Source organism: Syntrophobacter fumaroxidans MPOB (genome assembly GCF_000014965.1).
Lineage (GTDB): Bacteria > Desulfobacterota > Syntrophobacteria > Syntrophobacterales > Syntrophobacteraceae > Syntrophobacter > Syntrophobacter fumaroxidans.
In genome coordinates this window covers 4,921,999-4,948,788 of record NC_008554.1, presented here as the reverse complement: position 1 = coordinate 4,948,788, position 26,790 = coordinate 4,921,999, and the positions used below count along the sequence as shown (strand labels likewise).

The 26,790-nt window shown below is 60.5% G+C and carries 14 protein-coding genes and 2 pseudogenes; 9 read left to right on the top strand and 7 right to left on the bottom strand.

The window, feature by feature from the left end; translation table 11 throughout:
- The first annotated feature begins 95 nt into the window (after window positions 1-95).
- Window positions 96-1,394 (top strand): helix-turn-helix domain-containing protein, encoded by a 1,299-nt coding sequence (locus SFUM_RS20965; RefSeq protein WP_011700846.1) that lies wholly within the window; start codon window positions 96-98, stop codon window positions 1,392-1,394.
- An 88-nt stretch (window positions 1,395-1,482) separates the two neighbouring features.
- On the opposite strand, the gene SFUM_RS20960 is transcribed toward SFUM_RS20965, so the two are convergent.
- Window positions 1,483-3,075, bottom strand: a complete 1,593-nt coding sequence (locus SFUM_RS20960; protein ID WP_011700845.1) for an FMN-binding glutamate synthase family protein — start codon at window positions 3,073-3,075, stop codon at window positions 1,483-1,485.
- Window positions 3,076-3,743: 668 nt separating this feature from the next.
- Between SFUM_RS20960 and SFUM_RS20955 the strand changes: the two genes are divergently transcribed.
- Complete coding sequence (locus tag SFUM_RS20955) at window positions 3,744-4,517, top strand: polyprenol monophosphomannose synthase (RefSeq protein ID WP_011700844.1); 774 nt, start codon at window positions 3,744-3,746, stop codon at window positions 4,515-4,517.
- Here the strand turns inward: SFUM_RS20955 and SFUM_RS20950 are convergent.
- From SFUM_RS20950 to SFUM_RS22235, 6 genes and pseudogenes are all read right to left on the bottom strand, one after another.
- Complete coding sequence (locus SFUM_RS20950) at window positions 4,430-6,436, bottom strand: glycosyltransferase family 39 protein (RefSeq protein ID WP_041441191.1); 2,007 nt, start codon at window positions 6,434-6,436, stop codon at window positions 4,430-4,432. The genes SFUM_RS20955 and SFUM_RS20950 overlap by 88 nt on opposite strands.
- Window positions 6,437-6,548: 112 nt before the next feature.
- Window positions 6,549-7,199 (bottom strand): annotated as a pseudogene (locus SFUM_RS20945) (RHS repeat-associated core domain-containing protein); the annotation flags it as partial.
- 88 nt (window positions 7,200-7,287) lie between these two features.
- Window positions 7,288-7,623 (bottom strand): hypothetical protein, encoded by a 336-nt coding sequence (locus SFUM_RS20940; protein ID WP_041441188.1) that lies wholly within the window; start codon window positions 7,621-7,623, stop codon window positions 7,288-7,290.
- A gap of 138 nt (window positions 7,624-7,761) precedes the next feature.
- Window positions 7,762-13,233, bottom strand: a complete 5,472-nt coding sequence (locus SFUM_RS22240; RefSeq protein ID WP_150109598.1) for an NHL domain-containing protein — start codon at window positions 13,231-13,233, stop codon at window positions 7,762-7,764.
- 179 nt (window positions 13,234-13,412) lie between these two features.
- Window positions 13,413-15,077: pseudogene (locus tag SFUM_RS23865) on the bottom strand (Ig-like domain-containing protein); the annotation flags it as partial.
- A gap of 1,038 nt (window positions 15,078-16,115) precedes the next feature.
- A complete protein-coding gene (locus SFUM_RS22235; RefSeq protein WP_011700840.1) occupies window positions 16,116-17,504 on the bottom strand; it encodes a D-alanyl-D-alanine carboxypeptidase family protein in 1,389 nt (462 codons plus the stop codon).
- 397 nt (window positions 17,505-17,901) lie between these two features.
- Here SFUM_RS22235 and SFUM_RS20915 point away from each other — a divergent pair, with 397 nt between their 5' ends.
- The 7 genes from SFUM_RS20915 to SFUM_RS20885 all read left to right on the top strand — a co-directional run bounded on the left by SFUM_RS20915 (window position 17,902) and on the right by SFUM_RS20885 (window position 26,724).
- Window positions 17,902-18,924, top strand: coding sequence for a rod shape-determining protein (locus SFUM_RS20915; RefSeq protein WP_011700839.1), 1,023 nt, complete (start codon window positions 17,902-17,904; stop codon window positions 18,922-18,924).
- A gap of 706 nt (window positions 18,925-19,630) precedes the next feature.
- Window positions 19,631-21,331 (top strand): hydantoinase/oxoprolinase family protein, encoded by a 1,701-nt coding sequence (locus SFUM_RS20910; RefSeq protein ID WP_011700838.1) that lies wholly within the window; start codon window positions 19,631-19,633, stop codon window positions 21,329-21,331.
- Between the two features lie 104 nt (window positions 21,332-21,435).
- Window positions 21,436-22,752, top strand: a complete 1,317-nt coding sequence (locus tag SFUM_RS20905; protein ID WP_011700837.1) for a histone deacetylase family protein — start codon at window positions 21,436-21,438, stop codon at window positions 22,750-22,752.
- An 11-nt stretch (window positions 22,753-22,763) separates the two neighbouring features.
- Entirely contained in the window at window positions 22,764-23,792 is a 1,029-nt protein-coding gene (rlmN, locus tag SFUM_RS20900; protein WP_011700836.1) for a dual-specificity RNA methyltransferase RlmN, read from the top strand.
- Window positions 23,793-23,858: 66 nt separating this feature from the next.
- The gene (gene hisI, locus SFUM_RS20895; protein WP_011700835.1) at window positions 23,859-24,239 is read left to right on the top strand and encodes a phosphoribosyl-AMP cyclohydrolase; all 381 of its coding nucleotides are present in this window, start codon (window positions 23,859-23,861) and stop codon (window positions 24,237-24,239) included.
- Complete coding sequence (hisG, locus tag SFUM_RS20890; protein ID WP_011700834.1) at window positions 24,236-25,108, top strand: ATP phosphoribosyltransferase; 873 nt, start codon at window positions 24,236-24,238, stop codon at window positions 25,106-25,108. Before hisI ends, hisG begins: the two co-directional genes overlap by 4 nt.
- Entirely contained in the window at window positions 25,108-26,724 is a 1,617-nt protein-coding gene (locus SFUM_RS20885) for an SPOR domain-containing protein (protein ID WP_011700833.1), read from the top strand. Before hisG ends, SFUM_RS20885 begins: the two co-directional genes overlap by 1 nt.
- Window positions 26,725-26,790 lie beyond the last annotated feature (66 nt).

Below are 26,790 nucleotides of genomic sequence, written 5' to 3'. Positions count from 1 at the left end.
GAGGTATTGATAACGCGAAGTGAGAAACTGCGGCTCGCATTGAATTTTTCCTGGAATTCCAGACTGTTCATACCGCATCGACAAGGGATCAAGACATGTTGAAGAAACTACGGATCAGCTCGGGAGTCAGCCAGTTGGATCGCCTGCTGGGCGGTCTGCGCATCGGCGACAACGTCGTTTGGCATGATGATTCGGGGAGTCTCGCATCCGCCTTCTGCCTCAGCTTCATCCAGACCTCCCTGGCAGACAAGAAACCCCTAGTCTACGTGAGTTTCGACAGGTCGCCGCGAAACCTCATCGACAAGCTCGGCCCTTTTTCCTCGGACCCCTCGCTGACTGTTCTCGATTGTTTCACGAGCGGCAAGGGCGCTTCATCGTCCATCTTCCTGAAGTTCTATGACGAGGCCCCCCCGGAACTGACGGGCCGGATCGTACGCGTCAAGGATCCTCGGCGCGTCGACGAAGTCGTGGACGTGCTGTACGGAGTGCACGCCGGCCTGAAAGGAGACGTCCGGTTCGTTTTCGAGAGCATCACGGGCATGCAGGAGCTCTGGGGCGGCGAAGATCACATCCTCAACTTCTACTCGCATTCCTGCCCGCGGTTGTACGAACTGAACACCGTCGCCTACTGGATCATGGAAAAGAAGGCGCATACCCCGCGGCTGCGCGCCCAGATCAGTCAGATCGCCCAGGTGGTCATCGAGCTTTCGATCCGGCGGGGAACCACTTCCCTCTCCGTTCTCAAGGCGGAGAAACGGGAGCTCGAAACCCTGCACAAGCCGTACAATTACTGGGTCAAAGACTCGGTCGTCACCTTCGACGAGGAAAAACGCTCCCACGGAGGCATCGATCTCGGTCTGCGTCTGAAGGAGCTTCGCACCAAGCGAGGAATCTCCCAGACGGAACTGGCCAAATCCGTGGGCGTCACTCCGAGCACCATTTCCCAGGTGGAGAGCAACCTCATATACCCTTCCCTGCCGGCGCTCATGAAGATGGCCGAAGTGCTTTCGGTGGATATCAGCTCTTTTTTCCAGGAACGCCTTGCAGGAAAGAAGAAATTCGTGTTCTCCGCAATGGAGTCGCTCCAGGTGAAGTTCGCGGACTTCCCGGAAGGCAGTATCTATGCCAGGGCGCTGACGCCCATCGACTCGGATTTCAAGGTGGAACCGTACCTCATCGAGATTCCATCCGAAAAGACCGTTTTTTCGCACTTTTTTTCCCACAAGGGCGAAGAAATCGGCTACCTGATCAGCGGGGAGCTGCAGGTGCGGCTGGAGAAGGAAGTGCACACGGTTCGCGCCGGCGACACCGTCTACCTGACTTCGGACATCCCCACCCAGTGGAAAAACCCCGGAACGACCCCGGCCAAAATGTTGTGGATCAAGGTGAGATGACCGGACGACCCACGGTTGAAAACAAAGGGCGCTCCTCCCCGGAACCGGGAGGGGCGCCCTTCTTCTGTTTCCTGTCGTGACGGGACGGTTAACCGTTCAGGATGGCTTCCGCCTCCTCCCGGTACGCATCCAGCACGTAGGGAATCTTGGTCACCTTGGAGCATTCCTCGGTGAGCGACATCAAGTCTCTGCGGCTGATCGCGCTCACCTTGAACCGCCTGGCGCCGGCCATCAACTGCTGCAGACCCACTTTCAGTTTGTCCGCATAGCTGTAAAACCCGATGGCCCCAAGCGGTATCTTTTTGATCTCGTCTTCGCCGACCATGTCCTTGACGGCCTGATAGCCCACGAAAATTTCTTCGACGGTCTTGCCGTACTGGCTGACGGTCTTGGGCAGATCGTCCTTCTTGAGCCACTGGGCGATGTTCTTCCCGACCATTCCGGGTATCATCAACGCGCGACCCATGCAGACCGCCTTCACGTAAGGCGCGCCAAGGGCAAGCGCCTTGAAGATGCCGTCTTCGCTGGAGAACCCGCCGGCAAAGGCGATATCGGGCACCCGCTCTCCCTTTTGAGCAAGCTTATCGCAGAACTCGTAGGCCACCGAATGCAGGTACAGGGACGGAATGCCCCACTCCTCCATCATCCGCCAGGGGCTCATGCCCGTGCCTCCCCCGGAGCCGTCAATGGTGAGCAGGTCGACCCGGGCCTTGGAGCCCCACTTGATCGCCATGGCCAGTTCCCGGAGGCTGTAAGCTCCCGTCTTAAGGGTCACGCGCTTGAAGCCGAGTTTTCTCAACCGCTCGACCTCCTTGAGGAAACCGTCCTCGCTCACGAACCCAAGACGGCTGTGGCGCTCGAATTCCTTGATCGCGCCTTCGTGGTAGGCGGCCTGGATGATCTTGCTGGAGGGGTCCGGCGTGACGATGTAACCCCTTCTCTGCAGCTCCAGGGCGCGCTCCAGGCTGTCGACCTTGATTTCCCCTCCGATGCACTTCGCCCCTTGACCCCATTTCAGCTCGATCGTCTGCAGCTTGTGCTTGTCAATGACGTATTCGGCCACGCCCAGCCGGGTGTCTTCCACGTTCATCTGGACCAGGAGCTCCCCGCGGCCGTTGTGGTAGCGCTTGTAGGTTTCGATGCGGCGGTCCATTTCAGGCGACTTGACGATGCGGTTGGCATCGTTGAGCACCAGGTAAGGATCGATGCCGCACACGTTCTCGCCGCAGACCAGGGTCACCCCGCTGATCGCCGCGCCCACGGAAAAATGATCCCAGTTCGCCCGCGCGATCTCGGTGGAACCGAGGGCGCCGGTGAATACGGGCATATCCATCTTCACCTTGACGTCCCAGCCGTATTCCGTTTCCGTGCTCACGATGGGGAAAATCGCGGTGTCGGGACCCCCTTGGACTCCCGCCGGCAAACCGTGCGCTCCCATGGCGTAGCCCTGGATGTTCAGGTGCGAATAGTCCACCGGGAAGGTCTTGTCCCCGCCGGCGGTGATTTGCCCGAACGGCCCGGGATAAATGACTTCACGACCTCTGAAGGTCGCCCGGAAAACCTCGCAGTTGCCGCGGCATCCGTCGATGCACCGGCTGCACAGACCGCTCATCGGAACGACGTTTTTCGAGCGGTTGAAGGTTAGGGTTGCGTCGTTGGAATTTGGTGTGGAATAGTTCATTCTGGTTTCTCCCTCCGTCATGACGAATTGATACGCGCCTTCACTTGCCAGGTGCCTGTAGGTGGACTCGGAACGCGGAGAAGAACCTGGTATGAATCGAGGAGAGCCTCATCACAACCCGGAATCCCGCCGGAACCTGATCCCGCCGCTCCGGATCGGAGCCGCATTTTCCCGCGGATTCCCCTGCCTCCGGCCGGAAACATCCTCCAGCCCGTACACATCCGGGCTGGACGGTTTCCGGTCCGGTAGTTTTCCACGCCGGCCGAACACGAATTCACCCGCTGTCATTCAAACTGCATTTCCAAAGGACTCTATTAGTGTGACATAACTTAATTGTCAAGAATTTTCAACGTCGGCGCGCAGCGCGGGCTACAACCGCGGAATGGCTCTCCGAGCCGCTCCATAAACGCAACGGCTGACGACCCCGGGGGATATTCCGGTTTATCGTGGAAGCACAACTTCACCCGGCCGTTTTTTTTCGTTCAGTCGGAGGACGGCCCGACGATCTATATAGGCAGGAGATTCGGCGACTGACGCGGTTTGTCGCTCAAAACGATCGACCCGGCGTGCCATGGGAAAGTCGGCACGCACTGCCCCCGCGCGCTTCCGGGTCCTGCCCGCGTGCGAGGGCCTGGGACCGGGCGCTCGGCGCTCGTGGAGAAATCGGAATGGTTGATGTTTCGGTGATCGTTCCCACCTTGAACGAGGCGGAAAATATCGACGCCCTGCTCGCAAGGGTGGAGCGATGCGTCGAGGGCGCAGACTTCGACGCGGAAATCCTGGTCGTGGACGACGGGTCGACGGACGGCACGGTGGAGCGCGTGCGACGATGGGAAACCCGCCTGGGAGTGCGTCTGCTGGCGCGCAACGGCGGCAGGGGATTGTCCGACGCGGTGCTGACCGGCGCAAAGGCCGCGGCAGGGGCCGTTCTCGTGGTGATGGACGCCGACCTCGGTCATGAACCGGAGGCGATCCCCGAACTCGTCGGACCGGTCCGCGCGGGCACGCACGACATGGTGATCGGCAGCCGCTATGTTCCCGGCGGTTGCGCGCCAAACTGGCCGATTCACAGACGCGCGGGTTCACGGCTCGCCGCGATGTTCGCACGCGCGTTCACAAGCGTTCGGGACCCGCTTTCCGGTTATTTCACGGTGCGCCGGGAAATCCTCCTGGCTCTTCCCTCAGACCTCAAAGGCTTCAAGATCGGCCTCGAAATTCTCGCCAGGAAAGGGGAATCGTTGCGTGTGAAGGAAGTGCCCATTACCTTCCACGGCCGGGTCGCGGGCACATCGAAACTGAATCTTGCGGTGATCCGGGATTTCTTCCGGCAATTGAAGGCGCTGGCCGAAGCCGGTCACGGGCCGGGGCGCCGGCCGCCGGGAGTCCCGCTTTCGGGAGGCCCTGCATCCAGCTGCCGCAACAACTCGCGGGACCGGGCATAGCCAGGCTCCCTGGATGCGACTTCCCGGAGCCATTTGAGCGCCTCCTCCCTGTCCCCCGTCATGGCGCACGACACGGCGTAATCGTATTGGAGGCGGATGTCCGCCGGGCCGACCTTCAGCCCTTCGGCCAGCACGGCCCGCGCTGCCCGATGGTCCCCGCCGTTTCCCAATAGCGCCCCCAACCGCAGGTACGGTTCGGGCTCCCGGGGGCGCAAAGCCACGGCTTTCCGATAACTTCGAATCGCCTCCCCGTTCTTCCCCGCGGCCCGGTACAGATCGGCCAGCGCCAGGTGAGCGGAACACTCCCCGGGAAACTTCTCCGCCACCTGCAGCGCCCATGCGATCACGTCGTTCTTGTCCGCATGGGACGCGTCCAGAAGCTCCGTCTTTTTCGCGTGGTTCCGGTAGCTTTCGGGGTTGATCGCGATGGCTTTCTCGCTGGCCCGGAGCGCCCTTTCGCATTGCCCCTGTTTTTCGAAGGCCACGGCGAGATTCGCCCAGTATTCCCCGTCGCCCCGCATCAGCTGCGTTTCATTGAGCGGCAGAAAAGGCGGCAGCGAAACGATGAATAGGGCCGCCGCCGCGGCCAGGATCAAGCTCGCCCGCCTTGCGTTTCCGAGGCTGTCCAGAAAGGTCGCGATTCCGCCGCCCGCCATGATCACCGCCGCCGTCGCCAGGGGCATCCGGAAACGCGTGCTCACGTAGAAGAGGACCAGCATGGCGAAGGTTCCCAGGAAAGTGGCGAGGAGCGCGGCCGCGCGCGGTGCTCCGGGCCGGATGAGGGGCACCAGGCCGACCACGGCCCAGGCCATGATGAAGCCGAACGGGATGAAGGCCAGTTTGAGCGCCGGCGTCAGGGCTTCCTCGACGCTCATGAGGTAATTGTTTCCCAGCTCGCGGTTGTTGAAGACGAGAAGAACCTTGTCCAGGAGCAGCCGCAGGTATTGGCCGGGGTGTTCCCGGATGAATTCGAAGGCGCGGCGAAACCAGAACGCGCTGGTTTCGGAAGGCTTGAGCGGCCGGCCCATCTCTTTTTCCGCGATCAGGGTTTCCTCCCGGCGCTGGTTCGGGGATGATCCCGAAAAACCCGGGAGCACCACCATGGCGCCCCGGGCCATGGCATTGTTGCCCTGGGCGAAGGTCACCCCGGCGCTCGAGCTGATGGGAACGAAATCCCGGCCCACGGCGTAGTTCCTGGCCGCCACGACTCCCACGATGAGGCAGGGAATCAGGCCGACCGCAAAGATCGCGGGGATCGCCTCGCGCGGCCGGTGGCGGTGGCGCGCCAGCAGAATCAGGATCACGAGCGGCACGACCGGAAGGTAGTTGGGCCTGCAGATCACGGCGAGGCCGAGAACGGCGCCGCCCGCCGCCCAGCAGCCGATGCTCCGTTCCTGTTCGGCCCTTACCAGGAGGTACATGCTCCCCAGGCCCAGGAACATCTCGGTTGCCGTCGTGAGGATCTTGGTTTCCAGCATGGTGAAGGGAGCGTAGGCCAGGCACAGGGCGGCCGAAATCAGCCCGGCGCGCTCCCCGTATGCCCTTTTCCCGACGAGGTGAACCAAGCATACGATGCCTGCGCCCATGAGAAGCTGGATGACCGTGACGGCCGGAAAACTCTCACCGAAAATCGAGAACACGACGCTCAGGAAATAGGGATAGAGCGGCGCCTGGTAGAAGACTTCCGTGCCGAGCCGGCCGTCCCGGTTGATTTCCCTCGCCCAGTCGACGTAGACGCCGGAATCCAGCCGGGCGATGGCGAAATAAGGACTCGAATGGGAATAGGACCAGAGATAGAACACCTTGAACAGAAGCGCGAGCGCGAGAATCGCTCCGAACGCCGCGAGGTTGAACGCTCGCCGCCGGGCTTTCGCGCCCGTTGCGCACTTGCTTTCTGCTCTTTTTCTCTCGTGGCTCACCGGCGGCTATCTTTCCTCCTGCTGATCATCAAGGGTGCCACGGCCAATCCCGCGCGTCCCGTTCCCGCCGCTCACCCCTGGGATGGGCGTCCTCCGCGAGAGCCCCAATTGCTCAATACGCTACGTCGTTTCCGTCAAAGACCGCAAGCAACCGGGTACGCCCCTGCCATAGGTATTTTTGCGTGGTCGTCCCGTTCACTTTCTTGGCGATCCGCCTCCCCAGGGGATCGTTGACGTACTCGATCCGTTTCCCGTCCGGCAGGGCCACGGACAATAGCTCTCCACGGGAAGAATACACGTAGCGGGTCACCGCCGAGCCTTCCGTCCGGGTGGTGAGAAACCCGTCGGCGTCGTAGCGGTAGACGGTCCCGCCCGAAGTCAGCAGGTGGTCCTCCTCCGAGTAGGTCGAAGTCCTTCCGATGATGCCCCGCGGAGTGTTGGTCTCCTCCACGCGGTTGCCGTTGACGTCGTAGCGGTACTCCTCCGCCGGCACTCCGTCCAGCCGGACCGCCAGAAGCCTCCCAAGGGAATCATAATCGTAAGTGTACTCAACCGTTGAACCGTTCACGGTTTCCGTTTTGGTCGCAATCCTTCCCGCCGCGCTCCGGGAAACCGACCAGGAATGAACGGGATTGTCCACCGACCGGTACTCCACCCCGTCCAGCTCCCCGTAGCCGTTGAACGCCCGGCTCTGCGCAGTGGTCGCCCCATGGACCACTTCCGGCAGGCCGTTTCCAGCGTCGCTATTGATGCCAAGATACTGCTGAACACGCCCAGTACATCAAAAGTGGAGACGAAATCCCTTCAACACGCTATGAGCATAGTTGACAGATTATGAATATCACAGCCTATTAGCTCAATGATGAATCAGTATTTCTCAATAACAATATTCCTCCAAGCAGAAAGTAGGCACCAATAATAATACCAATGATTTTCAAAATATATTGCGAATAGTTAACGCCCAAGAGACAGAATATCAGTATCCAAACTCCATTAATAATTAATAATAATCTAAACGCTACAATTGCCATTTGAATTCCTTCATATGCTAAATATGAAAGCAATAGATAAACACCCAACACAGAGATCTTGACGAATAACATTTTATTATAATGATGACTTATCTTGTATTTATATAAAAAATCAATAAATTCAACAGCCTCAACAGCAACGAATACTAAAATCATGATATTCCTACGTTTAATTAGCCTAAGTATATTCTTATATAGACTGGAACAGTACATATATATTAATGAACTTATGTTATTATACATACAAAACTCCAATATATTATTTATTGTATAATGAATATATGTATTATTAACTTACATACATGGCCTTGTCTTTTGAAATTCTTTTCTATAGTGTTTTACTGCCTCATCTACATCATACCATATCCAGTCAAATCCTGCATCCAATATCGAATATTTATTATGTAAACTCTCCCACTCTTGTTTATAACATTGATCATGTATTGCCTGCTCCTTTGCCTTCTCCAAAATTTCATTTTTATAATTTAATATTTCAAATAATGTACTTAACAGTTCAAACTCAAAAATATAGTGTTCCTTAAGACCGTGCGAGTCTACCCAATTGATCGGATCACTTAAGCAGTACCCATACAGGTTCGTATCCCCACCCCCAAAGCCGATCGGATCCTTTGCCGTCCAGCGTCCCACTTCCGGATCATAGTCCCGGAAGCCGAAGCGCACAAGGCCGGTGTCCGGGTCGTGGAGGCCGCCCGCAAAGCCGAACGGAACATAGAACCCCGGGTTGGTGTCGCCGATGAGATTGCCGAAAGAATCGTAGACGAGCTCCTTCACGACGGCGCCCGATGCGTCGGTCACCGTCCTGAGCGTCCCCACCTGGTCGTAGGAAAGGGAATATTCCGTGCCCCCCTTCGTGAAAGACAAAGGCATCCTGCCGTCGGCATACCGGAAGCGCAGGATCAGATCGTCGTTTCCGCCAAAAACCGCAAGCAACCGGGTACGCCCCTGCCAGAGGTATTTTTGCGTGATCGTCCCGTTCACTTTCTTGGCGATCCGCCTCCCCAGGGGATCGTTGACGTACTCGATCCGTTTCCCGTCGGGCAGGGTCACGGATAATAGCTCTCCACGTGAAGAATACACGTAGCGGGTCACCGCCGAGCCTTCCGTCCGGGTGGTGAGAAACCCGTCGGCGTCGTAGCGGTAGACGGTTCCGCCCGAAGTCAGCAGGTGGTCCTCCTCGGAGTAGGTCGAAGTCCTTCCGATGATGCCCAGCAGAGTGTTGGTCTCCTGCGTGCGGTTGCCGTTGGCGTCGTAGCGGTACTCCTCCGCCGGCACCCCGTCCCGCCGGACCGCCAGAAGCCTCCCAAGGGAATCATATTCGTAGGCGTACTCAACGGTTGAACCGTTCACGGTTTCCGTTTTGGTCGCGATCCTTCCCGCCGCGCTCCGGGAAACCGACCAGGAATGAACGGGATTGTCCATCGACCGGTACTCCACCCCGTCCAGTTCCCCGTAGCCGTTGAACGCCCGGTTTTGGGCAGTGGTCGCCCCCAGAACCGCCTCCGCAAAACCGCTTGTCGCATCCCGGCGAATGGTGAAATCGGTGGTTCCGGTCAAGAGGCCGTCGTTGTCGTAGGTATGGGATTCCGTTGCCCCGGCGTAACTCAGCAAGGTCACCCTGTAGTACTCGTCATAGGAATACTTCAGTGTCCCGCCCAGCGTCCCCGAGAAGGTCTCGGACGTCACGAGCGGCCCGTCGTAACCGTAAGCGATTCCTTCCCCGCCCCTGTTGATCGATTCCGGAAACCTGCCGGAGCACAGGTACCCGTATTCGATGTTGCCTTCGGGAGTCTCGACGCGAGCCAGGTTCGCCTTCTCGTACACATTGCGGATTTCCTTTCCCGAAGGGAAGAGCACCCGGGTCAAACGGCGGTCCCGGTCGTAGGAATACAGGTAGCTCCCGCTGAGCGGGGTCTGATACGACCCGTTCAGATTCACCCGGTTGTAGCCGAAAGCATGGGGCGTGCCCGCCGGATTGGCCAGGACCGTTATATTGCCGTTCAGATCATAGCTGAAACCTATGGTGCTTCCGTCCGGGCGCGACACTCCCGTCGTTCGGCCGACAGCGTCGTACGCGTATGACGTGGTCCGGTTCCCGGGGTCGGTCACGGAACCGAGACGGCCTTGATCGTCGTAGGCCAGCTTCGTCTCACGTTCGCCGATTACTATCGAAGTCGGGCGCCCCCGGGTGTCGTACCCGAAGCTCTTGTCAAGATAGCCCGGCACCCTGAGATCCGTCGTGAGCAGCGTATGGGGATCGTAGAAGGAGGTGACCGTTCTGCCCTGGGGGGACGTCAACGTTTTTCGGTGCTGGACCGTGTCATGAACGAGAGTCGTGGCCTTCCCGTTGACGGCGACGGTTTCCGTGATCCGGTCGGGAACCCCGTTGGAATCCGTGTCTTCATAAGTTCTGTACCGCTCGGTGATCCTGTCCAGAAAGCCGGTCGTGGTATGCTCCCTGAGCTGCCTGGTGAACCGGAAACCGTACTGGGGGTCATAGTCGTAGCGGAACTCCAGAAGCAATCCACAGGCGGACCACTTCAAATCCTGGAAGGCGGCCGGAAACGACCTATAGAACGTCGCAGCCCCGTTGGGGTCGGTAATCGTGGAGGTGAAGATCCCGCTTCCGTCGTTTTTGTCCACGTAGGACGTGAGGTTGCCTTCCCCGGTGAGCATCTCCGCCCGGATTTCCCCGGTTGAGGTCACTTTCTGGGAATACCGCCAGTGCCCGCCCTCCTCATCGATGATGTCGGTCAGCTTCCCCGCGGCGTCAAAGCCATGTTCGAACCGGTTTCCCCCCTGCTGGACCTGGACCGTCATCAAACCTCCCGCGTTATATTCAAATCGATATGAACCGCCGTCCGGGTAGATGATTTCTCGGAGGCGGTTGGCGTCGTCAACGACCAGGCCGGTGGTGTGACCGTCGGGAGAGACGATCGCAGTGGGCACCCCGTCGGCATTTCTGGCGAGGGTGGTCCGGTTGCCGAACCGGTCGGTAATGGAGCTCAACCGTTTGCCCTCATCATAGTCGAATTTATAGACCAGCGCCCCGGTATCGAGATCCACCGTTTCTCGATGACGTCCCCCCGCGAGTGCATACCCCAAGCCATTGTCATCGGCAACGACCGTCCCTCCCGCACTTTTCACCTCGACAAAAGGAGAACGGCCGCGGACTTTGCGAACCCGCTGGTTCCACTGCTCCGTGGCGTACAAGTCCCCCCGGGGATCGACCGCCACATCCATCGGAAAAGCAAGCCTCGCCCTGAGCGCCAACCCTCCGTCCTCGCCGAACGTTCCGTCATCGGAGCCCGCCACGGTGGTGATGATTCCCATGGTGTTCACGGCCCGAACACGGTTTATCCAAGGGTCCGCGAAATACAGGTTGCCCCCTCGATCGACTGCCAGACCTCGAGGAGACCCTATGTACGCCTGAGTTGCCGGGCCTCCATCACCCAGGGTTCCTTCCCAATCATGACCAGCCACGGTTGTGACGAAACCGGTAGGGTCTATCTTGCGTATGCGGCCGTTGCCCTCGCCATGGGAAAGATCGGAAACAAAGAGGTTGCCTCTTGAATCGGCGACCACCCCAACGGGGCTCAAATGAAGCTGGGTCGACGGCCATCCGTCGGCACCCGAACCAAGCTCTCCATCGCCGGCCACCGTGGAGATCGTGCCGCTCGGGGCCACCTTGCGAAGGCGCCGGTTGCCCGTGTCCGCGATGTAAAGGTTGCCCGATGCATCCGTGGCCACACCCGACGGATTGTTGAGCTTGGCCTGGTCGGCGGGCCCCTGGTCTCCGTCGAAGCAGGGCGCGTCGTATTCCTGGTAGCCGCCATAACCGTCTTCCACCTTCAAATGGCACAATCCGGACCCGGCCACGGTCGTGATGACGCCATCCGGTCCGACCTTGCGGATGCGGTGGCTCTCGGTATCGGAGATATAGAGGTTTTCCCGCGAATCCACCGCCACGAATGCCGGATACCCGAGCTGCGCCTCGACGGCCGCTCCCCCGTCGCCGGAGTAGCCGCAACTGCCGTTGCCGGCAACCGTCGTGATGATACCGTAGGAGTCCACCTTGCGCACACGGCAGTTGCCGGAGTCGGCAATGTACAGGTCGCCTTTCGCATCAACGGCAACACCTGTCGGCCAATTCACCTCCGTATGATTTGCAGCGCCCCCGTCCCCGCCGTAACCTGCGGTCCCGTTGCCCGCAACCGTGTCGATGATGGATGAATAGAAGAACGACCTGGACTTGTGGCTCGAATTCTTCTCCTCCAGGATAGTCCCATCGCCTTTGTGCAGCACGGGCAGGACCCAATCCGCCTGGTGGTGGTTCGAGAGGCTCCAGCCTTCCCCCATGGATGTGGCTTCTCCGACCTGAAAAGACCGGATCACCATCTGATGGTGCTTCCACGCGATGGCCTCCCTCGCTTCCTCCCGGGGCCCGACGGGGGTAACGATCAGCCCCAGCGATGCAAACGCTTCCTTGATTTCCTCAGGCACCGCGTAGCGTGTTTCGTATATAAACCCTATGCTGGTATTGGCGATTGCCGAGGCAGTCCGTCTTCCGAGGCAATCCAGACCGTCCCATACGAATTCGGTGCCCTGGTTGGGCAAGGGAGGGAGCATCTTCTTGAAAACACGGCCGGCAACTTCCAGCTTCACGACAATTCCCCTGAGACTATCCGGCAGCACGTCATTGCCGCTTGCCGGAACCGCGATGATGTGTTGCGTGCCTTGAACGCGGCTGCTCGCATAATGCAAAGTCAGTTCAGTCCCGGGGACGGGAATGTCTTCATGGTAAGTCCGGGCCCTGTGAGTGGCATACGAGTTCGTCTGATTGGAGCAGTCATCCTCCTCTTTTCTTTCGTCGTCAACCTCCGGATCGCCCAAGGGGTTGGGGTCTATGAAAGTACCCAGGTATTGATCAACCACCGAAGGCGCCCAGTTGAAATCGAACGGACTGAAATGCTTCACCTCCACGCGCCAAAACGACGCCCCCGCCGGGTACTTCTGCGGATTGTCCAGGCCCGCGACCTCGTCGGCGAAGGACCCGTTCCCGTTGAGATCGTCGGCCTGCCCGTCGCCGTCGGCATCGAGCGCGTCCGCCACGCTGTCGCCGTCGGTGTCCAGGAGCCTCACCACGCGCCCGTTCGGCTGCGGCACCCACACGCCGCGGTCGCGGTCGTAATAGCCCACCGGAACGATAATCCCGACGTCGAATCCCAGGAAATTCTCCACCCACAGCGCGACGGGTTTCTCGAACCGCACCCGTTCGGCTCCGTCCACCTGCAGCTCCGCGCAGTAGGTGTAGGCGGAAGTGGGCGGGAGTTTCGCGGGCATGGAGTCCTCGGTGGCGTACTCCGTCGCCCGGACCGTGACGGTGGTGAGCTCGGCGATGGTATTGCCGCCCGCATCGACGGAATACGCCCGGTTGTCCCCGGTGAACACCATGGTGCAGGAGCGGCTGCCGGAAACGTCGCTCACCACGCTGGAGCGGTGCGTGAGCACCGTGTCCGGGTTGCCGTCGAAGGTCAGGGCGGTCGCTGCGGGATCCTCGGGAATCATCCGCAGCGTCTCGGCCACCGCGAAATCGTTCCACGGCAGGTTGACCTGTCGCTGCGACGGGAGCAAACCGGCCTTGTGGTAGACGACGGTGAGCGTGCCCCCGCCCTCGGCCGGCAAAGTGAAGCGCCCCGCGGCATCCGTCGCCGCCGTGCCGTATTCCGGGTGCGAAAGAATCGACACGACGACCCCGGCGAGCGGCACGTTGCCGCGTCATTCACGATTCCCGTGACGAGGCCGAATCGCCTGGGGTTGTACTCGGCAATCGTGGCGTCCCGCGGCACGAGATCCCGGTAAAAATATCCGAAACTCCCCTCCGGAAGCTTGTCCGCGGCGGGCGACCCCGCCGCGGGAACGGCGAGGTTCGCGGCCGGACCCGAATTGCCCGCCTTGTCCCGCACCGCGATGGAAAGCGTTTCTCCCGCCCGAGCCCCGATACTCACCGTAAAGCTGCCGTCGGCGTTCGCGGTGACGATTTTTGTCTCTCCGGTGACACTGTTTGTCACCACCACCTCGGCCCCGCCTTCCACGCTGCCCGCGGCACCTGTGACGGTGACCTGGCCGTCGACCGGGTCGCTCACCGCGATGAGCCCCAGGTCGGGAATGCCCGGAGCAACGGTGTCCAGGGTGAGGTTCAGGATGAGCCGGGCGTTGTTCCCCGCCCGGTCCACCGCCATCAGCTCAACGGTGTTCGTCCCTTCGCCCAGGGTGATGGTTCCCGAAAAGCTCAGACCTTCCCCCAGGGTGAGCGGCAGCCCGTTAGAGGTGAGCGTTGCCGGCTCGCTCACACTCCCGGCAATCGCCTGTCCCGCCTGGTTGGTCACCAGGCCCTGCGGCGGGGCGCTCAACGTGATCCCGGGAGGCACCGTATCGATCGTGAAGCTCACCTGCGCCGGTCTGGAGACGTTCCCCTCGTAGTCCTTCACCGTGGCAATCACGGTATTTTCCCCTTCCCGCAGGACGGCCGGAAGGGCGCAGAGGGCGCCGGTATCGGTGGCGCTGCACACCCCCGCGCAATCGCTCCCGTTGACCCTGAAGAAAAGGCTCCCCGGGTCCACGCCCGTTCCGGCGTCACTGTAAGTCACCGCGATTTCCGGCGACGACGTGTTGATCCGGGTTCCCTCGGCAGGACTCGTGATGCCTACCGCCGGGGGCGCCGCGTCCCGGTAGAGCACAACGGCATGCAAGCGGGTCCGGTGGGCGGCGTCGGGATCGAAAACGCTCGATACCGCTCCCGTCGCGCTCACGTGAGCCAGGAACTTCCCGTTCACGACCCAGGCGGAACCGTCCAAAACGTCCGGAGCAAGATCGTTCGGGCCTCCGCCTTCCCGCCCTTGGAAAGGATCGACTTCAAAGAGCGTCTTCCCGTCGCGATCCAGGCGCGCGACCGTTCGCTCCCTCGCAATCCACAGCCCGCCCCGGCCGTCCGCGCCGATCCGCCGAATCCGGTGAAACCGTTTTTCGAAGAGGAGCGCTCCGTTATCGTCATAGCGCTTCAGGAAGTGATCGAGAGCGATCCAGAGGCCCCCCGAAACGGGGTCGAACGCAATGTCGCGGACTTCGGAGCGACGACGAAGCTCGATTCCCCCGACGGCATGCCCCTCCTGGTCGTAGGCGGTGACGGCCCGGTCGGTCGCAACCCACAGGTGCGACTTCGAACGATCCAGGGCAATCCCCCGAATCGGGTGGTGCAGCTTGAGGGAAACCTTGAGCTCTCCCTGCACGTCGAACCGGAACAGCCATTCCCCCGCGGCATGCCAGACCGCCCCGTCGGCGGGATCGACCGCAAGACGCGCATCCTCCGTTCCGACAGGACCCGGCGGTCCGCAACCGTCCCGTTCGTGGTGGTGCCGGTACGGAAAAGGAATCCGCAACAATTGCGCGCCGGCGAAATCAAAGGCGTAAAGAGCGTGATGCCCCCGCGCCCAGACCCTTGCGTTCCATTCGTCCACCGCAATCGCGCCGACTTCTCCCGCGGTATCGACCCGCAAAAGGAGCGCTCCCGTCCCCGGGGCGACTTTCGTCATGCCCCGCGAATCCCCGATCCACAAAGCGCTGACGGCATCGGGACGGGCCGATTTCAAGGTCTCGCTGTGAATGGAAAAACCCAGGAGGAGAGTGACAAGAATTGTCATCACGATTGCCGGCAATGAATTTCTTCTAGAAATCGCTTTTTGCCCCCATTCGTTCTCGTGTTCGCGATTGATTCACAGCTCATCTGCATCCAAGGGCAAGGAATCCAAACACATTCACACGGGCTACAGTATCCATCGGAATGGGTAAACCACTGACCTAAGACCAAGATTTGCATATTTTGAACGTCAGTGAAACACTACGCAATAAATGTGCCGCAAGGGGTCAAACCTACACTTTTCACATTTCTTTATAAACCGGCGGCTCACATCAATGCATAACGATTGGAATCGTCATTCCCGAGGGGATCGGCAAGGTGGGCAGGGGTCCTGCGTGGCCATGATCAGGCTGAGCCTCATGCACCCGCCCTTGTCATGATCGATGTGAAACCCGGCGGACGCCGGCCCCTCCAGGTGGGCGTTCCGCACGTGAGCTCCGGATCGTTTATAACACCGAGCCCCGGGCCAAGGGCATTAAAGCCGTGGGCTGCGCTGCGCTTGGCGCACTCCACAGGGCCCCAATGGCCGGCAGGATTAAGGCCCGCGGGCCTCATGATTGTGTGCTGCGCCGTCGCGCACCCCACCCTTGTATGTTGGGTATGACGGCAGGGAAAATGGTATTGAGACCGTGAGTTGCGCTGTCGCGCACCCCCCGCCTTACGCGACTCAATACTCGAGAAGGAACACTGTTGCTATGCGATTTGGCTTGCCGTGGGCAGATCACAACGAAGGATGAAAATGTGCCGGGCCGAAACTATTCTCCCACGAAGATGCGGGCGACGATTCTTGCGGGTGCGGGCGATGATTCTTGCGGGGCGGGTCTTGGTGCGGTCAAAGGGGTCCGGTTTCGTCATGCGGTGATACCCCTTAGCTTTGACGCCGAATCGGAGGAATTCGAGGAACTTGAGGGGAGTCGGGGCCCAGCAGGCGGGACTACCCCTTGTCTTTCCCCTTGGTGAGCTTTGCCTGCTGCTTGGTTTTCTGGGCGGCCGCGCCTTTCTTGGAAGGGCAGGCAGCGGCCGACCGGGTCGCTTTCGAAGGCTTTTTGGATTGGGCAGCGGCGCTTTTCTTCGCGTTGCCGGACTTGCCGGTATCCTTTGACTTCGCGATCTTGTCCCGGGAGGATCTCGTCTTATTGACGGCCGCCATTTGTTTCCCGGAGCCGGCTTTTTCCGCCACGCGGAGATCCTTTACGGGCTTTCCTCGAGCGGTCCGCGCGTTGATCTTGCCGCCCTTTGCGGACGTGTCCCGGCACACCTCGGCCGGGGCTCTCTTCGAAGACTTACCCGAGGACTTCGCAACCTTCACCGCCTTGTCGCGCCCGGACACCTTCACCACCTTGTCATGCCGGGACGATTTGCCCGACTTGGCCGTCTTAGAGAGCCTGATCCGCGCGGCTTTTCCCTTCCTGCCGGAGCCGGCCGGGACCCTCACGTACGACGGCCTTTGTTCCCCGAAGTCGTCGGAGGCAAGGGTTGCATATCTCATGTCCGCCAGTTCCGGAGCGACCTCCGCGAACCCCGCTTCCAGCAGCTTCGTCGTCTCGCGCAGCCGGACCCCCGGAGTGGGCGCTCCCAGCACCACCGCGAGGATGCGCGTGTTCCCGCGCCTGGCGGTCGCCGTGATGTTGTAGCCCGACGCGCAGACGAACCCGGTCTTCAGACCGTCCACGCCGGGACAGGTCGCGAGCAGCCGGTTGGCGTTGTGGTGACTTGAAGTGCCGTAACTGTAGGCCTGCATCGAATGGATGGTCAGCGAATCGGGAAAGCGCCTCAAATAGGCGATGGAAAGCCTGGCGATATCCCGGGCTGTCGTGAGCTGCCCTTTGGCCGGAAGGCCGTTCGGCGTCATGAACCGGCTGCTGTTCATGCCCAGTTCCCGGGCCTTGGCATTCATTTTCCGAACGAACGCTTCGACGTTTCCGCTGATGTGCTCGGCCACGGCCACGCAGGCATCATTGCCGGACACCACCGCCATGCCCTTGATGAGCTCTTCCAAGGACACGCGCGTGCCGGCCTTCACCCCCATGCGGGACCCGGTCGTCTTCGCGGCGCGGGAGCTGATTTCCACCCGGTCGTCCAGGCGGATGCGGCCTTCCCTGATGGCGTCGAAAACAATGTAGAGGGTGAGGACCTTGGTGATGGAAGCGGGAGCAATGAGGTCATCGGCATTCTTTTCGTAGAGAACCACGCCGTTGGACATATCGACGACCATTGCCGATCGGGCGTTCACGGTAAACGGCGCGGCCAGGACCGATTGAACCGATACGACACTCAACGCCAGCGCCAGCCCCCATGCCGCAAACCGCCATCGATCCCGCATCGCTCTCCCCCTCCCCGTCGAATCGGCACGGCGCCGATCCGACTCCGCGTATCACACAATTCCGATTTGCCGTTCGCCCCCGCCGACGGCCGGTACCCTCCCCGATCCCGGCACAGTCGCGACTTCACGAAAAAGCTCAACGATTAACAGTGTATCGTTAGACTCGACTGATTTGTCAACAAAAAAACTTCATCATCAATCCATCATCGTTGATGATTTTTCCACTCTTACACTCTTTACGGAAAGAAAAGCAAAGTCCATAACGGATAAATTCTCGGATATCGCCCGCGGTGAACGAACTTTTTGCAAACGGCTCGAAACATTTGCTATAAGGGGATGATCGACGGCAACGGACAGAACCCACACTACAGCGCAAATTGAGGAAGGGAAACGAAAAATGATCGGTCGCATGCTCGACTTTCTCTCCAAGGACATGGCCATGGATTTGGGTACTGCAAACTCGCTCATTTACGTGAGAGGGAAAGGCGTGGTTCTGGACGAACCTTCAATGGTCGCCCTCGACAAGGAAACCAACCAGGTGATTGCCGTGGGCAACGAGGCCAAGAACCTCGTCGGGCGGCACGGGAGGAACACGCTGATTTCCCGCCCCATGAAAGACGGGGTCATCCATGATTTCGAGACGGCCACGTTCATGATCCGATCGTTTCTGGGGAAGGTGTTCAAGCGGTTGCCCCTTTCAAAGCCCAAGCTGGTGGTGGCGGTGCCGGCAGGGATCACTTCGGTGGAGAAGCGGGCGGTGATCGAGGCCTCGGAGATGGCGGGAGCGGGTAAAGTCAGCCTGATCGAAGAGCCCATGGCCGCGGCGATCGGCACGGGCCTGGCGATCGATCAGCCCGCGGGGCAGATGGTGGTGGACATCGGCGGCGGGACCACGGAAGTGGCGGTGATCTCGATGTTTGCGGTCTCCTGCAGCGAGTCGTTGCGAGTGGCCGGAGACGAGGCCAACGAGGCGATCTGCCAGTTCATGCGGCGCGAGCACGGGATGAACATCAGCGAAACCATGGCGGAAGTCATCAAGATCAAGATCGGCTCGGCCGTGCCGCTCAAGCGAACCCTGGAGGTCAAGCTTCGAGGCAAGGACCTGGCCACGGGCATGCCCAAGGTCGTCTCCGTCACCGACGCGGACATCCGCGATGCGATCAAGGAACCGACCATGGCCATTGTCGAGGCGGTGCGCAGGGTGCTGGAACGGGTTTCCGCGGATTTGGCTTCGGACCTCGCCGAAAACGGCATCTGGCTGGCGGGGGGCGGGGCTCTGCTCAAGGGCCTGCGCATGTTGCTCCACCAGGTCACGGGCCTGGAGGTGAAAAAGTCCGAAGACCCTCTGCGCGCGGTCATACGGGGCGCGGGGGCCGCCACCGAACATTACGACTACTACCGGGACGTCTTCCTGAACTGATGGGCTCCATCCAAGGCGACGGTTTCACTGCAAAGCAATGGAGCGAGGGAATGATTACCCAGCCTTATCCGGGTTGCGGCCCGCGCACAGGCGCGAGGCCGGCTTGAAGTCGCGGGACGAAAAGAGCCTGCCGCGGACGGCCTCCCCCGGCGTGCCCGGCAATCCCCCCGCCCGGCCCGGACGGCCTTTTCCGTCCAACCGTTCGCCCGGTCGCTCCGGTGCGTCAAGAATTCAGTCCTTCACCGGTCGTCGCAACGCCCACCATAGAATTCGAGCTCGAAACCGACACCGAACCCCGATTCGCGGGACAGGTCGTCGCAATCGTTCGAAAACTTGATGTCATCCACTATCACTTCATGATATGTAGAGCTCTGCGTGATACCCCCCCTTTCGCGAACGCCGTTTGACTGGATAGCGACGGCGTCCGGCAACTTCAACGGCCTCACTTGTTCAGGCGTTCCGATTGAAGCTGGAACTGTCGAGTTTTCGATGGAGCTGTCGGCGCATACCGACGGGAGACGTTCGTGAGTCGAGGGAACGAGAAGAATTCTCGGTTTTCAGATAGTGTTACATTGACAGCCTCAAGCCTTTCCGTTAGCATTTTTTTGGGGTGGACCGGGGCTGCAGCAATACGAGTGGGCGGATGTTCCGCGCTCGATTCCCGTCAACGGCGGCTGACCGATCCGGCAAAACGCAGGGGAACGCCATGATATTAGGGTTGGATGTGGGTGGCACTCATACCGATGTCGTTCTCATCGACAAGGACGGCATTCATCGCCAAACGAAAGTCCCCACGGACCATGCCGATTTGCTGGGGTGTGTCCGGGCGGGCATCGAAGGGGTCACCGGCGGAATCCCCCCCGACGGCATCAGCCGGGTGGTGCTGAGCACGACCCTGACGACGAACGCCATTATCGAAGGCAAGACGAATGAAACCGCAGTGATCGTATCCGCCGGCCCGGGTGTCGACCCCGAATTCTTTCGGACCGGCCCTCATTACTACTGCGTGGCCGGCTCCATCGACCACCGCGGCCGTGAAATCCAGTCCGTGAAAACTTCGGAAATCCAGGCGATCGCCTCGAAGCTCAAGACCGACGGGGTCCGGCAGGTGGCGGTGGTGAGTAAGTTCTCCGTGCGGAATCCGAAGCACGAGACACAAGTCCGCGACATCCTTGGAGATTCCTTCTTCAACGTGGTATTGGGCCACCGCCTTTCGGGAAACCTGAATTTTCCGAGGCGTATCGCCACCGCGTACCTCAACGCCGCAGTCTGCGAAACCCATCGCAGGTTTTTCGATGCGGTCCGGGAATCGCTTGAAAAGAAGGGATTGAACGTTCCCATTTACGTGCTCAAGGCCGACGGGGGCACCATGAGCCTCGAGGCATCGCTCCAGTGCCCGGGCCAGACCATTCTATCCGGGCCGGCGGCGAGTGTCATGGGTTCCTTGCCGTTCGCCTCGGAGACCGAGGAAACCCTCGTCCTGGATATCGGCGGGACTTCGACGGACATGGCGATATTGATCCGGAAAGTGCCGCTCCTGGACCCGCTGGGATGCGAGTTGGGCGGGTACAAGACATTGATCCGCGCGCTCAAGACGGTCTCCATCGGCCTCGGCGGGGACAGCGTCGTCCGCCTGGCGGACGGCGGGCTTTCCATCGGGCCCGACCGGAAGGGCCCGGCCATGGCTTATGGAGGGCCTGTGCCCACCCCCACCGACGCGCTGTTTGTGCTGGGCAAGGTGAACGACGGCGATGCGGGGTCTTCCCGGCGCGGGCTGCAGCCCATTGCCGACGGCCTGGGGATGTCCCTGGAGGATACCGCCAACCGTGTCTTCGACGAAGCCTGCCGCAAGATCCTGTCCGCAGCGGGGGAGATGATTTCGAACATCAACAGCAAGCCCGTGTATACGGTGCAGGAACTGCTCGGAGGTTACCAGGTGCGGCCCGGCGAAATCCTCGTTCTCGGAGGGCCGGCGCCGCATTTCGCCCGGCGCCTGGGCGACTTCACGGATTCACGGGTGCGGGTTGTCCCCCGTTGGCAGGTGGCCAACGCCCTCGGAGCCGCCCTGGCCAAGAACACCTCCGAGGTTACGCTCTTTGCCGATACCGAGAGAGGTATTGCGGTGGCACCCGAAGAGGATTTCTACAAGACGGTGAAGCGCGACTTCGACCGGGAATCGGCGGTCCGGTTGGCATTCGATCTGCTCCGGGACAAGTGTGTCAAGCAGGGGGCGGTAGAATCCGAGCTGGAAATGGAAGTCATCGAAGACATTCAGTTCAATATGGTCCGGAGCTTTTACACCAGCGGCCGAAACATACGCGTGAAAGTCCAGGTCAAACCCGGCCTGATTCCCGGCTACCGGGAAATTGCGGACCGGCTGGCCGAATCGGTCCCGCCGCAGACATGAGGCGTCCGGTCCGCCCGGCGTTCTTCGAGTGAAGGCGGCAAGCCGGGCGGCGTTATACGGGAACTCCGCCCCGAGCCGTTCGCTTGCCTGAAAGGAGCGAGGACATGCTTACGAGCAAGACGAGAACGGGTGTGGTCTTCTTCCCCGCCTTCGACTGGGCGATCAGTGCGACCCACCCGGAGCGGGAAGAACGGCTGCTCTACACCCAGGACCAGGTGTTCGAGGAAGGGTTGCTCGACATCGAAGGCGTGATCGAGTTCAAGCCGGACCTGGCGACGGTTGACGATATCAAGCGGGTCCACTTCTGCGTGCCGGATGAAATGAGCGTCGTGACCGAATCACACCTGATCAGCGCCGGCGGGGCCAAGACCGTCGGCATCCAGGTGATGGAAAAGCACATCGAGCGGGGGTTCGCCCTGGTCCGTCCGCCCGGTCACCATGCCATGCGGGTCGTGCACGGCGCGCGGGGATTTTGCAACGTGAATATCGAAGCCATCATGATCGAGTACCTGCGGAAAGCCTATGGCATCGACCGGGTGGCCATCGTCGACACGGACTGTCACCACGGTGACGGAACCCAGGACATTTACTGGCACGATCCGGACACGCTGTTCATCTCCCTGCACCAGGACGGCCGAACGCTCTACCCGGGCTCGGGGTTTCACTACGAAATCGGCGGCCCCACCGCGGCGGGCATGACCGTCAACATTCCGCTGCCGCCACGAACTTCCGAGGAAGGGTTTCTGTATGTGCTGGACCAGGCGGTGCTGCCGATTCTCGAAGACTTTAAGCCGGAGCTGATCGTCAACTCGGCGGGGCAGGACAATCACTACACCGACCCGATCACGAACATGAGCTTCTGCGCCCAGGGTTATGCGGAGCTCACCCGCCGCCTCAAGGCCGACATCGCGGTCCTCGAGGGGGGCTACTCCATCGAGGGCGCCCTGCCCTACGTCAATGTGGGAATCCTCCTGGCGATGGCGGGACTCGATTTCAGCCAAGTGAGGGAACCGGACTACCAGCCCGACAAGATCCGCCAGTCCGGCGAGGTCACCAAGCACATCCACCGGGTCGTGGAAGAGGTCCTGGCCGGATGGAAAAAGGCTCCCGAGATCCGGAAAAAGCAGCTTTCGGGCAGGAAGTTCGCCGAACGCGAGCGGTCCATCTACTACGACACCGACAATATCCTCGAATCCCAGCGGGAAACGCTGCGGGTCTGTCCCGACTGCAGCGGGGTTTTATCCATTGATTCGTCAACGGACACGGGCTACCATATACTTGCGGTGCACATCCCCAGGAAAGCCTGCAAAGAGTGCGTCGACCAGGGGGTCAAGTGGTACGATTCCGCGGACGCCCGTCGTTTCAACAGGATTTTCCTGCAGGACAGGATGAACGATCAATATCTGGTGCGCAAGGGTTGAACCCGTCCGATATGGAACCGGTTTGCGTCAAAGATTTCACGCTTCCCGAGCTTGAAGAGTGGGTTCAGGGCATCGGGGAGCGTTCTTTTCGGGCTCGGCAGCTGTTTCGCCACGTCTACGGGCGTGGCGTTCGCAGTTGGAGCGAATGCAGCGATTTGAGCAGGATGTTCCGCGTTCAACTGGAACACGGCGTGGAGCTGGACGCCCTGAGTGTCCTCAAGAAAGAACAGGCCGACGACGGCACGTCGAAATACCTGTTCGGCCTGCGCGACGGTCATTCCATCGAAGCCGTACTGATTCCCGACCTTCCCCGCTCGACCTTGTGCGTTTCGAGCCAGGTAGGGTGCGCCCTGGGGTGCAAGTTCTGCCTCACCGGGTCCCTGGGGTTCAAGCGAAACCTCTCCGCGGCCGAGATCGTCGACCAGGTGTGCCAGGTGCAGCGCGACCTCGGGTCCCGATCGCGCATCACCAACATTGTGTTCATGGGCATGGGAGAACCTCTGGCCAATTTAGATTCGGTCCTGAGAGCGATACGCGTCATCGCGGAGCCCAACGGAATGGCGTTTTCTCACCGCAGGATCACGCTTTCCACGGCCGGGTTGGTTCCACAGCTGCGCCGGCTGGGGCGGGAGTCCCCCGTGAACCTGGCGGTCAGCCTCCACGCCGCCGAGAATGAACTGCGCGCCGAGCTCATGCCCGTCAACCGGACCTATCCATTGGAAGTGCTGATGGCCGCTTGTCGCGAGTACCCGCTCCCGCCGCGCAAGCGAATCACCTTCGAGTACATCCTGCTGGACGGAATCAACGACGATCCGAAGCAGGCCAAGCAACTGGTGAAGCTGCTCCACGGCATACGGGCCAAGGTGAACCTCATGCCTTTCAATCCACACCCGGGCTCGGTTTTTCGAAAACCTTCCGAACAGCGCGTTTTGGCTTTTCAGGAAGCGCTTCAAAACGCACGGATCACCACCCACGTCCGGCGCAGCCGGGGCGGCGAAATCGGCGCCGCCTGCGGTCAGCTCGTGGCGGAATACGGATAGAACGCGGCGACTTTTGTTCTGAAGGATACGGAGCTTCGGGACGATTATGAAAGATGGAGAGGAGCGTTGACATTGGATCCCGATTTTTCTAAGAATGATGGGTTGCTCCCGGTCATCGTGCAGAGCGCCGACGATGACAAGGTCCTCATGCTGGCCTATATGAACGAGCTCGCCTGGCACAGAACCCTGGAGACCGGCAAGGCGCACTACTGGAGTCGGTCCAGGCGGAAACTGTGGCAGAAGGGCGAAGAATCGGGAAACGTTCAGACGATTCGGGAGATTTTGCTGGACTGTGACCTGGACACGATACTGCTCAAGGTTGTGCAAACGGGCGGAGCGGCGTGCCACGACGGGTACGAAAGCTGTTTTTACCGGCGCTATGCGGACGGGAAGCTCGAGGTGGTCGGCAAGCGCGTGTTTGATCCGAAGGAGGTTTACAAGAAGTGAAGCAACTGGCTCTGGGCGTACCCAAAGGAAGCCTGCAGGAATCCACGATAAGGCTGTTTCGCCAGTCCGGGTGGAAGATCTCCCTCTCCGACCGGAACTATTTCCCGGAAATCAACGATTCGGACATCAACTGTTCCATATGCCGCGCCCAGGAGATGTCCCGCTACGTGGAGAGCGGGACCTTCGACGTGGGGCTCACCGGCCGCGACTGGATCATGGAAAACGATTCCGACGTCATTGTGGTGACGGATCTCGTGTATTCGAAGGTGAGCCAGCGTCCCGCCCGCTGGGTGCTGGCCGTGCCCATGGATTCCCCCGTGCGCGATCTCCAGGACCTTCAGGGGAAGAAAATCGCCACCGAACTGGTGAATTTCACACGCCGTTATTTTGAGACCGAGGGGGTGAAGGTCAACGTGGAGTTCTCCTGGGGCGCGACGGAAGCCAAAGTCATCTCCGGGTTGTGCGACGCCATCGTGGAAGTCACCGAAACGGGAGCGACCATGCGGGCCAACGGCCTGCGCATCGTCAAGGAGCTCATGCAGTCCAACACTCAGCTCATCGCCAACCGGCAGGCATGGGAAGATCCCTGGAAGCGGGCGAAAATCGAGCACATCTCGCTGCTCCTCCAGGGCGCGTTGCGCGCCGAGGACCTCGTGGCCCTCAAGATGAATGTCCCCGAGGAAAAACTCAACGAGGTCATCAAGCTGCTTCCCAGCCTCAACGCGCCGACCATCGCGCATCTTTACATGAGCACCTGGCTGTCGGTGGAAACCGTGGTCTCCAAGAATATTGTCAGAGAGTTGATCCCCAGGCTCATTCAAGGGGGAGCGGAAGGCATCATAGAGTATTCCCTCAATAAGGTGATCTGATGTTAAGGACAAAAAGGTTGCAGCTGTTGTGCGTCGTTGCGGTTCTGCTGTGCGTGGCGTGCGCCACGCCGAGTAGTAAGAGTACGCCGGGACAGTACAGCGCCGAACAATTGCGGGTAATGGGAGAGAAGTTCCTGGCGGCCGGCGATTCGATTCAAGCCGTGAAGTATCTCACGGCCGCGGAACAGAAGACCCCCAAGGATCCCACTCTTCTCTACTATATCGGCGTTGCCTACAGCGGTCGGAACATGCACGCAGAAGCGCTCTCCTACTATCAGAAGGCACTCGCGGAGAAGCCGGACTACCCCGAAGTCTATAACGCCATGGGGGTGCTCTACGCCGGTCGGGGGCAGTACGATCAGGCCCAGGCCGCCTTCCAGAAAGTGCTCGCCAGCCCGTTCTACGAGACGCCGCAGTTTGCCCGGTACAACCTGGGACTCGTCTACGAAAAGAAAGGGGACCAGCAAGCCGCTCTCCAGCAGTACCAGGAAGCCGCCCGGCTCCAGCCGACACATGCCCTGTCCCATCACCGCACGGCCATGATCCTTGAAGCGCAGGGTCGTGCCGGTGAAGCGCAGAAAGAGTTCGCGATGGCATTGCAGTACTCGCCCGACCTGGCCGAGGCGCACATGCACTACGGCATCCTGTGTTTCGGCACGGGGGATTTCGACACCGCCGTCCATTCGTTTGCCCGCGTGATCAGACTCATGCCCAATACGGTCGAGGCGGACGAAGCCCGCAAATACCTGGACCGGATCGCCGCGGCCCAGGATGCCGCCTCGCGTTCCATGCCCTTTCACCCTCCCGAGAGACGGGTCCGCATGGAAGTGATCCCGCAACCCGATGAGCGCTACTCGGAACCGCCTCAGCCCACGTTCCGGACGCTTCCTTCCAAGCCGTCCCCGGAGCCGTCGCGGATGGAACCTCCCGTACGAGTCGAAACGGCTCCAGGGGTGGATGCGGCAGTGAGGATGGAACCGCCGGCAAGACTCGAGCAGCCTGCCGGTCTGGAACCGCCCCCCAGGGTTGAGCCGCCGCCGAGGGTGGAGCCCCCCGCCGATGCCGGACCGAGCAAATCCGAGTTGAGCGTCGTGCGTGACGGAAATACGATCAGAGTGGAACAGATCCCCAAAGCAGGACTGCCCCTCAAAGCGGAAGAACCCGCAAGAATGGAGCCGCCGGGAAGGATCGACCAGGGCGCCAGGGTTGAACCGCCTGCCATGCCGGAGCCGCCCGCGCGAGTGGAACAGCCCGTCAAGGTGGAAGAACCGGGCGGCAAGGAAGCGATCGCCGTCACGGACAAGGCCCCGCCCGCGGGCGCGGCGGACGCGCCTGCGGTCGAACCCGACCAGGCTCCGCCACCGCCGCCCCAGTTCAAGTTCGTGGTGCAGGTCGGGTCATTTCCCGAAAAAGCAAATGCCGAGGAAATGCAGGCCTCACTGCTCAAGAAGGGCTATGCGACGGTGCTCAGACGGGTCAAGGACCGTACCCGGGGCATGGTCTACGTGCTGCAGCTCAAACCCGTCGAGTCCCTCTCCAAGGCCAGCACGCTGGCGACCCAACTGGAAACCGAAGTCCAGGGCACACCGACGGTTCTGAGGGTGCGGGCCGACTGATTCGTTTTTCAGGCAAGAACGTCCAATTCCCCTGACGCCGGGCAGGATCGAGTGCGCGCCTGCCGG